The sequence below is a fragment of the Shinella sp. CPCC 101442 genome, assembly GCF_024704725.1.
GTDB lineage: Bacteria > Pseudomonadota > Alphaproteobacteria > Rhizobiales > Rhizobiaceae > Shinella.
In genome coordinates this window covers 309,044-323,336 of sequence record NZ_JALIQS010000003.1, presented here as the reverse complement: position 1 = coordinate 323,336, position 14,293 = coordinate 309,044, and the positions used below count along the sequence as shown (strand labels likewise).

General features: G+C 64.7%; 11 protein-coding genes and 1 riboswitch. Of the genes, 9 read left to right on the top strand and 2 right to left on the bottom strand.

The window, feature by feature from the left end; genetic code table 11:
- Positions 1 to 435: 435 nt before the first annotated feature.
- Positions 436 to 579 (bottom strand): hypothetical protein, encoded by a 144-nt coding sequence (locus tag MUO32_RS12155; protein ID WP_257948558.1) that lies wholly within the window; start codon positions 577 to 579, stop codon positions 436 to 438.
- A 245-nt stretch (positions 580 to 824) separates the two neighbouring features.
- Here MUO32_RS12155 and MUO32_RS12150 point away from each other — a divergent pair, with 245 nt between their 5' ends.
- The 8 genes from MUO32_RS12150 (at position 825) to cobO (ending at position 12,277) form a co-directional block, all read left to right on the top strand.
- Complete coding sequence (locus MUO32_RS12150) at positions 825 to 2,285, top strand: cobyric acid synthase (protein WP_257948557.1); 1,461 nt, start codon at positions 825 to 827, stop codon at positions 2,283 to 2,285.
- Positions 2,286 to 2,439: 154 nt separating this feature from the next.
- Positions 2,440 to 4,497 (top strand): peptidoglycan-binding protein, encoded by a 2,058-nt coding sequence (locus MUO32_RS12145; RefSeq protein WP_257948555.1) that lies wholly within the window; start codon positions 2,440 to 2,442, stop codon positions 4,495 to 4,497.
- Positions 4,498 to 4,576: 79 nt separating this feature from the next.
- Positions 4,577 to 4,943: riboswitch (cobalamin riboswitch) on the top strand.
- A 46-nt stretch (positions 4,944 to 4,989) separates the two neighbouring features.
- Complete coding sequence (locus tag MUO32_RS12140; RefSeq protein ID WP_244759252.1) at positions 4,990 to 5,166, top strand: CbtB-domain containing protein; 177 nt, start codon at positions 4,990 to 4,992, stop codon at positions 5,164 to 5,166.
- A 12-nt stretch (positions 5,167 to 5,178) separates the two neighbouring features.
- A complete protein-coding gene (locus tag MUO32_RS12135) occupies positions 5,179 to 5,967 on the top strand; it encodes a CbtA family protein (protein WP_257948553.1) in 789 nt (262 codons plus the stop codon).
- Position 5,968: 1 nt separating this feature from the next.
- Positions 5,969 to 6,493, top strand: coding sequence for a bifunctional adenosylcobinamide kinase/adenosylcobinamide-phosphate guanylyltransferase (cobU, locus tag MUO32_RS12130; RefSeq protein WP_257948552.1), 525 nt, complete (start codon positions 5,969 to 5,971; stop codon positions 6,491 to 6,493).
- A gap of 4 nt (positions 6,494 to 6,497) precedes the next feature.
- The gene (gene cobW, locus MUO32_RS12125; protein WP_257948551.1) at positions 6,498 to 7,547 is read left to right on the top strand and encodes a cobalamin biosynthesis protein CobW; all 1,050 of its coding nucleotides are present in this window, start codon (positions 6,498 to 6,500) and stop codon (positions 7,545 to 7,547) included.
- Between the two features lie 252 nt (positions 7,548 to 7,799).
- Positions 7,800 to 11,561, top strand: coding sequence for a cobaltochelatase subunit CobN (gene cobN / locus MUO32_RS12120; RefSeq protein WP_257948550.1), 3,762 nt, complete (start codon positions 7,800 to 7,802; stop codon positions 11,559 to 11,561).
- Between the two features lie 74 nt (positions 11,562 to 11,635).
- Positions 11,636 to 12,277, top strand: a complete 642-nt coding sequence (gene cobO, locus MUO32_RS12115; RefSeq protein ID WP_257948549.1) for a cob(I)yrinic acid a,c-diamide adenosyltransferase — start codon at positions 11,636 to 11,638, stop codon at positions 12,275 to 12,277.
- Between the two features lie 6 nt (positions 12,278 to 12,283).
- Here the strand turns inward: cobO and MUO32_RS12110 are convergent, their stop codons facing one another.
- Positions 12,284 to 13,069: a TSUP family transporter gene (locus tag MUO32_RS12110; RefSeq protein ID WP_257948548.1), complete on the bottom strand. Its 786-nt coding sequence runs from the start codon at positions 13,067 to 13,069 to the stop codon at positions 12,284 to 12,286.
- 157 nt (positions 13,070 to 13,226) lie between these two features.
- Here MUO32_RS12110 and MUO32_RS12105 point away from each other — a divergent pair, with 157 nt between their 5' ends.
- Entirely contained in the window at positions 13,227 to 14,282 is a 1,056-nt protein-coding gene (locus tag MUO32_RS12105) for a serine hydrolase (protein ID WP_257948547.1), read from the top strand.
- Positions 14,283 to 14,293 lie beyond the last annotated feature (11 nt).

Below are 14,293 nucleotides of genomic sequence, written 5' to 3'. Positions count from 1 at the left end.
CTCGCATTCGGGCAAATATTCACGTCCGCTCAGGAAGGGTGTCGGGCATGGTCGTTGATTGCGGACATATCCTGTCTCGTCTGCGCCGCTCTGTCGTCCAATAAAATATTTCAGATTTTTTCAAAAAAAGTGACGATTCATCTTTGCTTAAGCTCCCGATAACGGTCCGGTAACGATGTGCCGCTATTGGTTTCAACACGGCGGGGGACACCGCCGCCCGCTCCGGAAAGGTATTGCGTACCGGGGTGACCGGGCTTCGACGCGTGTTTGTCGATAGCCGCCATGCGTATTTTGGCAAGCCGTGTATCACCGAGAGGGATGCACGGCTTTCGCCGTTTCAGGGCGTCGTTCTCTGAACTGCGGGCAAAGAAAAACGCCGCCTCCCGGAGAGAGGCGACGTCGCATGCGAGCGGACCTGACGTCGCGCTCGAAGGATCAGCCGACGTTGCGCGTACGGATGAAGCCGAGCGGACCGAAAGGCGCGTCCATGACGACGTTGCGCACGCGGGACTGGCTCTGGGGAACGATGCCGTTCCAGGCGATCTGTACGAAATTCGGCTTGCTGAAGATGAACAGCATGGTCTTTGTCCTAAAAATCCGAAGCCACACGCCTCGGCTGTCTGATGGCGTTGATATAGGCGCGATCGCATGGAAAGTCACGGTCGTTCACGGCGCAAAATGTCGCAAATTCGACAGCATGACAGCCATGTTTACGTTGCATGGCGGCCTGTTGCGCAAATGCATCGCATCGCGGTCGTCAATTACGGCAAGATTGCGGTAATTCAGCGCTTTTCGGCTGCAGGCCGGAGTGCTAGGAGGGGTTCATGACCAGAACGATCATGCTCCAGGGCACCGGCTCGGATGTCGGAAAAACGGTATTGGTGGCGGGGCTCTGCCGCATCGCCGCCAACCGCGGGCTGAAGGTACGCCCCTTCAAGCCGCAGAACATGTCCAACAACGCCGCCGTCTCGGCCGATGGCGGCGAGATCGGCCGCGCGCAGTGGCTGCAGTCGCTGGCCGCCCGCGTGCCGTCCTCGGTACACATGAACCCGGTCCTGCTCAAACCGCAGTCCGATGTCGGTAGCCAGATCATTGTGCAGGGATCCGTGTTCGGCCAGGCCAAGGGGCGCGACTACCAGGCGCTGAAGCCCAAGCTGATGGGCGCGGTCTTGGAGAGCTTCGGGATCGTCAGCGAAGGCGCCGATCTCGTCGTCGTGGAAGGGGCGGGCTCGCCGGCGGAAATCAACCTGCGCGCCGGCGACATCGCCAATATGGGCTTCGCGACACGGGCGAATGTGCCGGTCGTGCTGGTCGGCGACATCGACCGCGGCGGCGTCATCGCTTCGCTGGTCGGCACCCATGCCATTCTGCCGGAGGAAGACCGGCGCATGGTCACGGGCTACCTCATCAACAAGTTTCGCGGGGACGTGACGCTTTTCGACAGCGGCCTCTCCGAGATCGCCCGTTTCACCGGCTGGCCCTGCTTCGGCGTCGTGCCGTGGCTGAAGCAGGCCGCGCATCTGCCGGCGGAAGATTCCGTGGTGCTGGAGCGGCTTGCCAGAGGCGGAGGAGGGGCATTGAAGGTGGCGGTGCCCGTGCTGCCGCGCATCGCCAATTTCGACGACCTCGATCCGCTCAAGGCCGAGCCGCAGGTCGACCTCGTCTTCGTGCGGCCGGGTGAGCGGCTTCCGGCGGATGCCGGGCTCGTGGTCCTGCCGGGCTCGAAATCCACCATCTCGGACCTGCGTGATTTCCGCGCCTATGGCTGGGACAGGGACCTTCAGCTCCATATGCGTCGCGGCGGCCGCGTCATCGGTATCTGTGGCGGTTACCAGATGCTCGGGCAGCGTGTCACGGATCCGCTCGGCATCGAGGGCAGCGAGCGCGACGTCGAGGGGCTTGGCCTCCTGGCGGTCGAAACCGAGATGGCGCCGGAAAAAACCGTGCGCAACAGCACGGCCCGCTCCCTGCAATATGACGTGCCGCTGGAAGGCTACGAGATCCATCTCGGCCGCACCACCGGGCCGGATGTGCTGCGTCCGTCCGTCAGTATAGACGGCCGGCCGGATGGCGCCGTTTCCGCCGACGGGCGGGTGATGGGCACCTATCTGCATGGGCTCCTGTCCAGCGACGCCTACCGCGCCGGGCTTCTCGCCGATTTCGGCATCGACGGCGGCGGCTTCGACTATCGTGCCAGCGTCGACGCGGCGCTCGACGGTGTCGCGGCGGAGCTGGAATCGGTACTCGACCCCACCTGGCTCGACAGTCTCCTGCGACCCGCCTGATTAAATCAGTCTTCTCAAACGTACAGCCATCAGGTTCCTCGCAGTCACTCTGTTGCACCAAAGTTGCGCCAGAATTCGGTGCGAGGACTTACTGAAATCCGCCCGGAGAAGCTGGGCGCAGCCGCTTTCGCGCGATCCTAAAAGGGTGAGATATATGGGTTCTGGACCTCTCGCACGCTCCGTTCTGGCCGGCCTCCTCGGGCTGTCGCTGGCCGGCACGCCGGCCGTCGCCTTCGCGCAGGCCGCCACCGGCAAGGAAGCCGGCAGCGCGGGCAAGCGCTGGGAAGAGGAGTTTTCGCTCTGGCAAAAGGTTTCCTCCGGCAGCGATGTCACCCAGTATGAAGGCTATCTGACGCAGTATCCCAACGGCACCTTCGCCTCCATGGCGCGCCTGCGTATCGCCGAGTTGCAGGCTACCGCCAAGGAAAAGCCCGCCAAGAGCGCCACCGCCGAGGCGGAGGCGAAAGCCAAGGCCGACGAGGCTGCCGCTGCGGAGAAGGCAAAGGCTGACGAGGAGGCGAGGAAGGCGGCCGAGGCCAGCAAGACGGAAGAAGCGGAAAAGGCCGCCGAGGCGAAAAAAGCCGAAGAGGAGGCCCTGAAAGCCGCCGAAGCCAAGAAGGCTGCGGAAGAGGCTCAGAAGGCGGCCGAAGCGGAAAAGGCCAAGGCCGAAGAAGAAGCTGCGCGCCTCAAGGCCGAGGCTGAAGCCAAGAAGGTAGAGGAGGCCGCTGCCGCCCGCAAAGTTGCCGAAGAAAAGGCCGCCGCCGAGGAGAAGGCCAGGGTGGAGGCTGCGGCTGCTGAAAAAGCGAAGGCCGAGGAGACCGCCCGCCTGAAGGCCGAAGCGGAGAAAAAGGAAGCGGAAGCGCGGCAGCTAGTGGAACAGCAGGCGGCCGAGGCCGAACGTCTCAAGGTGGAAGCAGCAGCTGTTGAAAAGGCGAAGGCGGAAGAAGCCGCTCGCCTGAAGGCCGAAGCGGAGAAAAAGGAAGCGGAAGCCCGGCAGCTTGCGGAACGGCAGGCGGCGGAAGCCGAGCGTCTCAAGGCGGAAGCAGCTGCCGCCGAAAAGGTCAGGGCGGAAGAAGCCGCTCGCCTGAAGGCAGAAGCCGATAAAAAGGAAGCGGAAGCCCGGCAGCTCGCGGAAACGCAGGCGGCCGAGGCCAAGCGCCTCAAGGAGGAGGTGGCTGCCGCCGCCGAAAAGGCAAAGGCGGAGGAAGCCGCGCGACTGAAGGCCGAGGCGGATCGCCAGAAGGCGGAAGAGGCTGCGGCTGCCGAGAAGGCACGCGCTGAAGAGGAGGCGACTGCCCGCCGTGAAGCCGAGGCAAAGCGCCTCGAGGCCGAAAAGGCTGCCGCCGTCGAAAAGGCGAAGATCGAGGAAGAGGCCGCCGCCGCCCGCAAGTTCGCGCAAGAGAAGGCGGCGGAAGTCGAGCGCCTGAAGGCCGAGGCCGCCGCTGCGGCCGCCGATGCCGAAGCTAAGGCGGCGGAAGCCGCGCGCCTTGCCGAAGAAGCCGAAAAGCGCGCTGAAGACGCTGCCGCCGCGCAAAAGCCTGCCGACACCGGGAATGATGCGACCGCCGCCCGCGAAAACGCGCCGCAGGACGCCGACAAGGACAATCGCGCGCTCGCCCTCGAAGAGGCGGAGGCGGCCAAGCGTGCGGAAGACAAGACATTCCAGACGGCTGTGGCCGACGGTTCGGAAAAGGCCTTCCGTGACTACATCTACCAATATCCCCAGGGGCGCTTCGTTGATGATGCCCGCAAGCGCATCGCCGCGTTGACGACCAAGCAGGACGTGCAGGCGAAGGAAGACGCCGCGACCACGGAAACCGAGCGCAAGGCCGAACCGGTCGTCGATCCGCGCGAGGCCTATATGGATCGCTCCATCCGTGCCCAGGCGCAGCGCTACCTGAGCATGCTTGGTTTCAACACCTATGGCGCCGACGGTGTCTTCGGGCCGCGCACCCGCGCGGCGATATCCGCCTGGCAAGGCGCGTCCGGCTACCGCGCTGACGGCTACATGTCACGCCAGCAGTTCCGCGCGCTGCGCCAGGCCGCACAATATGCCGAGACCCGTCAGAGCAGGCAGAATCGCCAGCGCCGCTACCAGCAGGACTACGACGTGCTCGAAGGTCCCGTCGATGGCTACTACGATGGCCCGTATTACCGCGACGACGGCTACTACAATGAGGGCGGCGGCGTGGTGATCATCCCCGGCTATTGAGAATGCGACGACCGGACGGCGGTTTTGGCATAGGCCATGCCGCTGCCGGTCGATTGACTTCCCGGGGTGGGCCGCATAATCATCGGCGATATTGGATGGTTCCCGGATCCGGAAACGGATCAGGGAGTAAATGGGAATGTGACGTGGCGGACCCAATCAGGGCGCTGCAATCACGGCCGACCCCGCGACTGTAGAGTAGCGAGGGATACCCATCCGGATGGAGGATTTTCGTGGGCGTAGGGGCAATGGTGCCTTGCAAGCACGAAAGGAGTGCCAGCCGGAAAAGCCACTGGATGGCATCGCGATAGCCGGGGTTGGACGCCTCTTTTTCTACGAATCGTCCGCCTCTCGCGATGCTTGAATTCGGGAAGGTGAGGGTAGCCCGCAGGCGCTGAATGCGCCGGACGCTGCGAGCCAGGAGACCTGCCAGCCAATGAGGGCATATCGCTCGACCTGGGGAGGGGCTTCCCCAACGCCTGCACGGAGGTTGTCATGGCTGTTTCCAATACGTCTTCTATTACCCTTTCCGCGAACGACCGCCTCGTTGCCGGCGTTTTCGCGCTGCTTCTCGGTGCCTTCCTTGTCTTCGGCGCCGGCCTTGCCAATTCGGCCGTGCTGCACGACACGGCCCACGACACGCGTCACTCCTACGGCTTTCCCTGCCACTAAGGAGTTTTTGACATGATCGTTCGTTATCTCCTGGCCGCCCTGGTGGCCGGGCTGTTTTCCGGCGTGCTGATGACAGCCGCCCAGGAAGCCCGAGTCGTGCCGCTCATTCTGCACGCTGAAGAGTTCGAGGGCGGCGACGAAGCCGCTCCGGCAATCGAAGGCACCACGCCGACGACCGATGGTGCTGCCGCGACGCAGGAGCATTCCTCGCTCGGCGCCATGATCCTCGACGTCGCGTCCGCACTCTCCCCCGTCTCCGTGGCCTATGCCCATGAGGGCGAGGATCACGAGGAGGGCGGCATCATGTTCGGCATGAGCCGCTTCTCCGGCACGTTGCTCGCCAACCTTGTCACGGGTACGGGCTTTGCCCTGCTGCTCGCCGGTTTCAGCCTCGTTTCCGGCAATCCGATCACCATTGCCAATGGTGCGCTCTGGGGCGCCGCCGGCTGGCTGGCCGTGCATATGCTGCCGGCCATTGGTCTGCCGCCGGAGCTTCCGGGCTTCCCGGCTGCCGACCTGACGCAGCGCCAGATCTGGTGGGTTGCGACCGTGGCCCTTTCGGCGGCGGGACTTTACCTGCTGTTCCTGAAGCCGGGCATCGTCGCCAAGGTTGCCGGTGTCGTTCTTCTCGCCGCACCGCAGGTCTATGGTGCGCCGCAGCCGTCCGACATTTCCAGCAACGTTCCGGCCGTTCTCGGCGCGGAGTTCGCCGTCGCGGCCCTTGCCACGACGCTGTTCTTCTGGATCGTGCTCGGCCTCTCGCTCGGCTTTGCCAACGAGAAGATCGCCAAGGCAGCCTGATATGGTGCAGACATCGCCCGGAGCCGTCCTGGTTCTGGGCGGTGCGCGTTCCGGAAAATCCGCTTTTGCCGAGAGGCTGGTCGCCGAGACCGGCCTCTCGCGTCATTATATCGCCACCGGCCGCGCCTGGGACGACGAGATGCGTGAGCGCATCGCCAAACACCGGGAAGATCGCGGAAAAGGCTGGGAAACGCACGAGGAACCGCTTGCGCTCGCCGCCCGCATAAAGGATGTGGCGCACGAGGACCGAGCGGTCCTTATCGATTGCCTCACCCTCTGGCTGACCAACCTGATGCTGGAGGAACGGGACATCGCAGAGGAATTTGCCGGCCTTTTGTCGGCCATCAAAGACGCGCCGGGCCGGCTGGTCTTCGTATCGAACGAAGTCGGCCTCGGCATCGTACCTGACAATCGCATGGCGCGCGAATTCCGCGACCATGCCGGGCGGCTGCACCAGCAGGTGGCGGCGCTCGTACCGGAAGTCTATTTCGTCGCGGCCGGACTGCCGCTGAAAATGAAGGGTTGAGCCTATGCTGCAACAGAAGATCCCCGCCACCGTCATCACCGGATTCCTGGGTGCCGGCAAGACGACGATGATCCGCAACCTCCTGCAGAACGCCGGGGGAAAACGCATCGCGCTCATCATCAACGAGTTCGGCGATCTCGGCGTCGACGGTGACGTTCTCAAGGGCTGCGGTGCGGAAGCCTGCACGGAAGACGACATCATCGAACTCACCAATGGCTGCATCTGCTGCACGGTCGCCGACGATTTCATTCCGACGATGACGAAGCTGCTGGAGCGTGAAAACCGTCCCGACCACATCGTCATCGAGACGTCGGGCCTCGCTTTGCCGCAGCCGCTGATCGCCGCCTTCAACTGGCCGGAAATCAAGACGCAGGTCACGGTAGACGGCGTCATCACCGTGGTCGACAGTGCCGCCGTCGCCGCCGGCCGTTTTGCCGACGACCATGACAAGGTCGATGCGCTTCGGGCCGAAGACGACAATCTCGACCACGAAAGCCCGCTGGAAGAACTCTTCGAGGACCAGTTGACCGCCGCTGACCTCATCGTGCTCAACAAGACCGATCTCCTCGACGCCGCCGGCGTTCAGAGCGTGCGCGACGAAGTCGCCTCCCGCATCGCTCGCAAGCCCTCGATGATCGAGGCGAGGAACGGCGAAGTCGCCGCCGCCGTCCTGCTGGGCCTGGGTGTGGGCACGGAAGACGACATTGCCAATCGCAAATCGCACCATGAGCTGGAACACGAGAACGGCGAGGAACACGATCACGACGAGTTCGACAGCTTCGTCGTGGAACTGCCGGCCATCGCCGATCCGGCGACCTTCACCGAACGCCTCAAGGGCGTGATCGCCGAACACGACGTGCTGCGCGTCAAGGGGTTTGCCGATGTGCCCGGCAAGCCGCTGCGCCTGCTCGTCCAGGCTGTCGGCAGCCGCATCGACACCTATTTCGAACGGGCCTGGGCGCCCGGTGAAACCCGCGGCACCCGCCTCGTCGTCATCGGCCTGCACGACATGGACGAGCAGGCCGTCCGCGCCGCCATCGCCGCGGCGGCGTGATTTCGGCATGAAGACACAGCAGCCCCTCTCTTACTCGTCTCAGGTGCCCTCCGGCTGTTTCCGGTCCGCCATGCCGGTGGATCTTCCGGTCAGGCCCGAGGATGACGGTGGGGAGGGGAGGCTGCCGACGATAGGGAAAGTTCTGCACGCGGCGCCGGCGGAAAGGTTCCGTGACCGTTCCTCCTTTCCGTCATCCTCGGGCCTGACCCGGGGTTTCACGTCCACGGCACGGCCACAGACAGGAGGCGCGGCATGCATCTCCTGCTAGCCCAGAAGGGCACCATCGCCGATGGCAAGGAGGCGATCGATCTCGGCCAGACGCCGGGCGATATCCTCTTCCTCTCGGCCGCCGACACGGAACTCGCCTCCATCGCCGCCGCGCACCGTGCGCGCGGCACGGATACGCGCCTGCGCCTCGCCAGTCTCGCGACGCTCTCGCACCCGATGTCGGTCGATACCTATATCGAGCGCACGGCCCGCCACGCGAAGCTGATCGTCATCCGCGCCCTCGGCGGCGCCAGCTACTTCCGCTACGTCTTGGAAGCGCTGCTGGCCACGGCGGTCGCCAATGGCATCAAGCTCGTTGCACTCCCCGGAGACGACCGGCCGGACGAAGGCCTGATGCCGTTCAATCGCATCGAGGACACCGACCGCCAGCGTCTCTGGGCCTATCTCAACGAGGGCGGTGCCGACAATGCGGACCGCTTCCTCGCCTATGCCGATGCCGTGGCCTTTGGCGGCGACAAACCGGAATCGGCAATGCCGCTGGAAAAGGCCGCTATCTGGTGGCCGGGGCAGGGCGTGGTGGATGTCGCGACATGGCGAGACCTCGCCGGGACGATGGTAGCGGGTGAGGGATTCGAACCTCCGACCGCCGCGATCTCGTTCTACCGCGCTTACGTCCAGAGCGGCGAGACCCGTCCCGTCGAAATGCTGATCGAGGCACTGGCGGCGGAAGGCATCCGTGCCCTGCCGCTCTTCGTGTCCAGTCTCAAGGAACCCGTTTCCATCGAAACGGTCCGCGCCGCCTTCGCCGAAATCCAGCCTGAAGTGGTTCTCAACGCCACGAGCTTCGCTGTTTCCGCGCCCGGCGCCGGCCGCAAACCAACCGTGCTGGACGAGACCGGTGCGCCGGTGTTGCAGGTCGTCTTCTCCGGTTCCTCGCGCGAAGCGTGGGAGGCGTCGGGGCAGGGCCTGACGGCCCGCGATCTCGGCATGAATGTCTCGCTGCCGGAGGTGGATGGCCGCGTGCTTTCCCGCGCCGTCTCCTTCAAGGCCGCCGCGCGGTACGACGAGCGCGTCGAGACGAACATCGTGAGCCTCGACCCGGTCGAGGACCGCATCCGTTTCGTGGCCAGGCTTGCCGCCGGCTGGGCGCGGCTGCGCCGTGCCCAACCCGCCGCGCGCCGCATCGCACTGGTCATGGCGAACTATCCCAACCGCGACGGCCGGCTGGGAAATGGCGTCGGCCTCGATACGCCCGCCGGCACGATGGAAGTGCTGCGCGCCATGGCGGCGGAAGGTTATGCAATTGACGGTTTGCCTGGTGACGGCGACGCGCTGATCGCCCATCTGATGGCCGGCCCGACCAACGCGGCGAGCGACGGCCGCGAAATTCGCGAAACGTTTTCACTGAATCATTACAAGGCCTTCTTCTTGACGCTTCCGAAGTCGATTCAGGATGAGATGGCAGCGCGCTGGGGTGCGCCGGAAGACGATCCGTTCGTCCTCGGCGACGTCTTCGCCCTGCCGCTCGCCCGTTTCGGGGAGACGCTGGTCGGCATCCAGCCGGCGCGCGGTTACAATATCGATCCGAAGGACACCTATCATTCGCCGGATCTGGTGCCGCCGCACGGCTATCTCGCCTTCTACGCTTTCCTGCGCCTGCACTACGGCGCTCATGCCATCGTGCATATGGGCAAACACGGCAATCTCGAGTGGTTGCCGGGCAAGGCGCTGGCGCTGTCGGAGGCGTGTTACCCCGAGGCCGTGCTCGGTCCGCTGCCGCATCTCTATCCGTTCATCGTCAACGATCCGGGCGAGGGCACGCAGGCCAAACGCCGCTCCGCCGCCGTCATCATCGACCACCTGACGCCGCCGCTGACCCGCGCCGAGACCTATGGCCCCCTCAAGGATCTCGAAGCGCTCGTCGATGAGTATTACGAGGCCTCCGGCGGCGACCCGCGACGCATCAAGCTCCTGACGAAGCAGATCCTGGAACTCGTGCGCGACATCGGCCTCGACAGCGACGCCGGCATCGCCCGGTCGGACGGCGAAGAGGCGGCGCTGCAAAAGCTGGACGCCTATCTCTGCGACCTCAAGGAAATGCAGATTCGCGACGGCCTGCACATTTTTGGCGTCTCGCCGGAGGGCCGGCTTCTTACCGACCTGACGGTCGCGCTCGCCCGCGTTCCACGCGGGCTCGGCGAGGGTGGAGAGGCGAGTTTGCAGCGGGCGATTGCCGCGGATGGCCTCGGCGACATCGCCTTCGATCCGCTCGATTGCGTCGGCTCCGATGCGTGGACCGGTCCGCGTCCCGCGATCCTTGCCGGACAGCTGGATGCTCCGTGGCGCAGCAATGGCGATACAGTGGAACGTATCGAGCTTCTGGCGGCGAAACTCGTGGACGGCACGCTGGCCTGCCCGGAAGACTGGCCGGCGACCCGTGCGGTGCTTGATACGATCGAGGCGAGCATCCGCCCCGCCGTCGCCGCCTGCGGCCCGGCGGAGATCGCAGCACTGCTGCGCGGCCTCGACGGTCGCTTCATCGAGCCCGGCCCTTCCGGCGCGCCGACGCGCGGGCGGCCGGACGTGCTGCCGACGGGGCGCAACTTCTACTCCGTCGACAGCCGTGCCGTGCCGACGCCGGCTGCGTGGGAGCTGGGTAAAAAATCCGCCGAACTGCTCGTCACCCGATATGCGCAGGACCACGGCGAATGGCCGACCTCCTTCGGCATTACCGCCTGGGGCACCTCCAACATGCGCACCGGCGGCGATGATATCGCGCAGGCGATGGCACTGATCGGCGTCAAGCCGACCTGGGACATGGCATCGCGCCGCGTCACCGGATTCGAGATCATCCCGCCCGCGATGCTGCGCCATCCGCGCGTCGATGTGACGCTCAGAATTTCCGGCTTCTTCCGGGATGCCTTCCCGGAACAGATTGCGCTCTTCGACCGTGCCGTGCGCGCCATCGGCGCACTTGACGAGGACGATGCGGACAACCCGGTTGCCGCCCGCATGCGCGCTGAGGCCGCGGTTCTTGCGGCCAGGGGAATATCCGAGGAGGAGGCCGCCAGACAGGCCGGCTTCCGTATCTTCGGCGCGAAATCCGGCAGCTATGGCGCCGGCCTGCAAACCATGATCGATGAAGGGCTCTGGACCGATCGCGGCGATGTCGCGGAAGCCTGGCTTGCCTGGGGTGCGCACGCCTATGACGGCGAGGGCGACAGCGTGCCGATGCGCGAGCGGCTCGAGGCGCGCATGAAGAGCCTGCAGGCCGTCGTGCAGAACCAGGACAGCCGCGAGCACGACCTGCTCGACAGCGATGAATATTACCAGTTTCAGGGCGGCATGGCCGCGGCCGTGCAGCACCTCTCCGGCCAGCAACCCACCATCTACCACAACGACCTGTCACGGCCGGAAAAGCCGGTCGTGCGCACGCTGGAAGACGAGATCGGCCGCGTCGTGCGCGCCCGCGTCGTCAATCCGAAATGGATCGATGGCGTCATGCGCCATGGCTACAAGGGCGCCTTCGAGATCGCCGCGACGGTCGATTTCATGTTTGCCTTCGCCGCGACGACGGGTGCGGTGAAGGACCATCATTTCGAGGCCGCCTATCAGGCCTATATGCTCGACGAGCGCGTGCGGGATTTCCTGATGCAGAAGAACCCGGCGGCGCTTGCCGAAATGGCCGCGCGCTTTGCCGAGGCTATCGACCGGGGCCTTTGGACGCCTCGCTCCAATTCCGCGCGTTTCGAACTGGACATGCTGGGCGCCCGCAAGGCGTCCTAGAGCAATCCGGCAAACGTGTGAAGCGGCTTTGCGTCCGGAATTGCGCACACAAAGAGTTAGGGAAGGGAAGCAAGATGACCGAGAACCACGACGAAACCGCCGGCATGACCGAGGCCGAACTCGCCCGCCATTCGGAGAAGATGGCGAAGAAGAAGCAGGCGCGCGAAAAGATCATGGCGACGAAGACGGACGAAAAGGGCCTCATCGTCGTCCATACCGGCAAGGGCAAAGGCAAGTCGACGGCCGGCTTCGGCATGATCTTCCGCCACATCGCCCACAAGATGCCCTGCGCCGTGGTGCAGTTCATCAAGGGCGCGATGGTGACGGGCGAGCGCGAACTGATCGAGACGCATTTCTCCGACATCTGCCAGTTCTATACGCTCGGCGAGGGCTTTACCTGGGAAACGCAGGACCGCGCCCGCGATGTCGCGACGGCGCAGAAGGCCTGGGAAAAGGCCAAGGAACTGATCCGCGACGAGCGCAATTCCATGGTGCTGCTCGACGAGATCAATATCGCGTTGCGCTACGATTATCTCGACGTGAACGAGGTCATCGAATTCCTGAAGACCGAAAAGCCCCATATGACCCATGTCGTGCTGACGGGCCGCAACGCCAAGGAAGAGCTGATCGAGATCGCCGACCTGGCAACCGAAATGGAGCTGCTGAAGCACCCGTTCCGCTCCGGCATCAAGGCTCAGCAGGGCGTCGAGTTCTGATGCTTCCTACCAGCCGAGCCAGACGCGCAGCGGATGGCTCGGATCGGCCATTAGGCGGATGGCAAGCGCAATCGAGGTCACGACGAGAAGCGGCTTGATGATCTTCGCGCCACTTTTCATCGCGACGCGCGATCCCGCCTGGGCGCCGAGGAACTGGCCTGCGCCCATGACGAGGCCGACCTTCCACAACACGACGCCATAGAACAGGAAGACGGCGAAGGCGCCGACATTCGAGCCGAAATTCAGGAGCTTGGTGTGGGCTGTCGCTTTCAGCACGCCGAAGCCCGCGAGCGTCACGAAGGCCAGCATGAAGAACGAGCCGGTGCCGGGACCGAACACGCCGTCATAGAAGCCGATGGCCGGCACGATGGTAACGGTGAACAGAAAGACACTCATGCGGCGGTGTTTGTCCACGTCGCCGATGTTCGGCTTCAAGCCGAAATAGACGGCGATCGCCACGAGCAGGAAAGGCAGAATGGCCTTCAGCACATCGCCGGGAACGATTGTCGCCAGCAGCGCGCCGAAGACGGCGCCGAGCGCCGAGAGTGCCGCCATCGGCAATTGCTCCGACAACCGCACATGGCCGGCGCGCGCATAGGCGAGCGTCGCCGAGCCGGAGCCGAACAGCGATTGCAACTTGTTGGTGCCGAGCGTTTCCAGCGGCGGAAGGCCGGCGATCAGCATGGCGGGAATGGTGATCATGCCGCCGCCGCCCGCGATGGAATCGATGAAGCCCGCAAGGAAGGCCGCGAAAAACAGGAAGACGAGGATGTGGAGGGCGATATCAGCCAAGACGGGACTCGGGACTTTCGGGGAGGGGCTTTTCCTGACTTCTGTCAGACTGCAGGGCAAAAGCAAAGCCCGCTTGCATCAACGCTTTCTCGCAACGCGGATCAAATGCAGGTCAAAAGGCCTTATAGAGTGATGGGGCAGCAGGAGAGGTGAGGCGATGGCCAAGACGGCATGGGCGAACGTTGGGGCAGTGGAGGCGGGGTTTGAACCGGGGCTGGAGCGCAAGCTGCTCGCCGGTATCGAATCGGGGCTCATCCGCGATGTGCATGCCGTGCTCGTCAGCCGCGGCGACGGGCTGGTTCTGGAGCAGTATTGCGAGGGGCGCGACGAGAACTGGGGCCAGCCGCTCGGCACTGTGGTTTTCGACGTCGAGACGCTGCACGACCTGCGCTCCGTTACAAAAAGCATCGTCGGCCTGCTTTACGGCATCGCGCTCGACCGGGGACTCGTCCCGCCGCCGGAAGCGTCGCTTCTGGCGCAGTTTCCCGAATATGCCGATCTTGCCGCTGATCCAATCCGCTCCGGCCAGACGATCGGCCATGCGCTGACCATGACGCTCGGTCTCGAATGGGACGAGTTCCGCTCCTATGCCGATCCGCTGAACAGCGAGATCGCCATGGAAAACGCACCGGATCGCTATCGCTATGCGCTCGGGCAGCAGGTGCTCCACGCGCCCGGCACGCGCTGGACCTATTCCGGCGGCGCGGTGGCGCTGGTCGGCGCGATCATCGCGCGCGGCACGGGGAAGCGGCTGGAGGATTTCGCTCGCGAGGCGCTGTTTGCGCCGCTCGGCATTTCCCGCTTCGAATGGAATTGCGGCCGTGACGGCATCGCATCGGCTGCATCCGGGCTTCGGCTTTGCGCGCGGGATCTGTTGCGCATCGGCCGGATGGTGCTTGGCCACGGTCTTTTCGAGGGCCGCCGCATCGTATCCGCCGCATGGGTCGATGCGTCTCTTACGCCGGCCGCTTCGGCCGAAGACGGGCTCGGCTATGGCCGCTTATGGTTCACCGGCGAGACCTTCGTGCCGGCTTCTGGCGGGGAGCGCCCGTGGATGGCGGGCTTTGGCAATGGCGGCCAGCGGCTCTGGCTGATGCCGGATGCGGACGTCGCCTGCGTCATCTTCTCCGGCAACTACAATGCGCCCGATGCATGGGTTTCGCCCACGCGTCTCTGGCGCGAGATCATCGCCGCCAATCTGACAACGATCTAGCGCATGCCGCA

Bases quoted from the DNA above. Each gene is read 5' to 3' on its own strand.
- MUO32_RS12145 (WP_257948555.1), top strand. From the start codon at position 2,440: ATGGGTTCTGGACCTCTCGCACGCTCCGTTCTGGCCGGCCTCCTCGGG.
- cobN (WP_257948550.1), top strand. From the start codon at position 7,800: ATGCATCTCCTGCTAGCCCAGAAGGGCACCATCGCCGATGGCAAGGAG.
- MUO32_RS12155 (WP_257948558.1), bottom strand. From the start codon at position 579: ATGCTGTTCATCTTCAGCAAGCCGAATTTCGTACAGATCGCCTGGAAC.
- cobW (WP_257948551.1), top strand. From the start codon at position 6,498: ATGCTGCAACAGAAGATCCCCGCCACCGTCATCACCGGATTCCTGGGT.
- MUO32_RS12105 (WP_257948547.1), top strand. From the start codon at position 13,227: ATGGCCAAGACGGCATGGGCGAACGTTGGGGCAGTGGAGGCGGGGTTT.
- MUO32_RS12135 (WP_257948553.1), top strand. From the start codon at position 5,179: ATGATCGTTCGTTATCTCCTGGCCGCCCTGGTGGCCGGGCTGTTTTCC.
- MUO32_RS12140 (WP_244759252.1), top strand. From the start codon at position 4,990: ATGGCTGTTTCCAATACGTCTTCTATTACCCTTTCCGCGAACGACCGC.
- cobU (WP_257948552.1), top strand. From the start codon at position 5,969: ATGGTGCAGACATCGCCCGGAGCCGTCCTGGTTCTGGGCGGTGCGCGT.
- cobO (WP_257948549.1), top strand. From the start codon at position 11,636: ATGACCGAGAACCACGACGAAACCGCCGGCATGACCGAGGCCGAACTC.
- MUO32_RS12150 (WP_257948557.1), top strand. From the start codon at position 825: ATGACCAGAACGATCATGCTCCAGGGCACCGGCTCGGATGTCGGAAAA.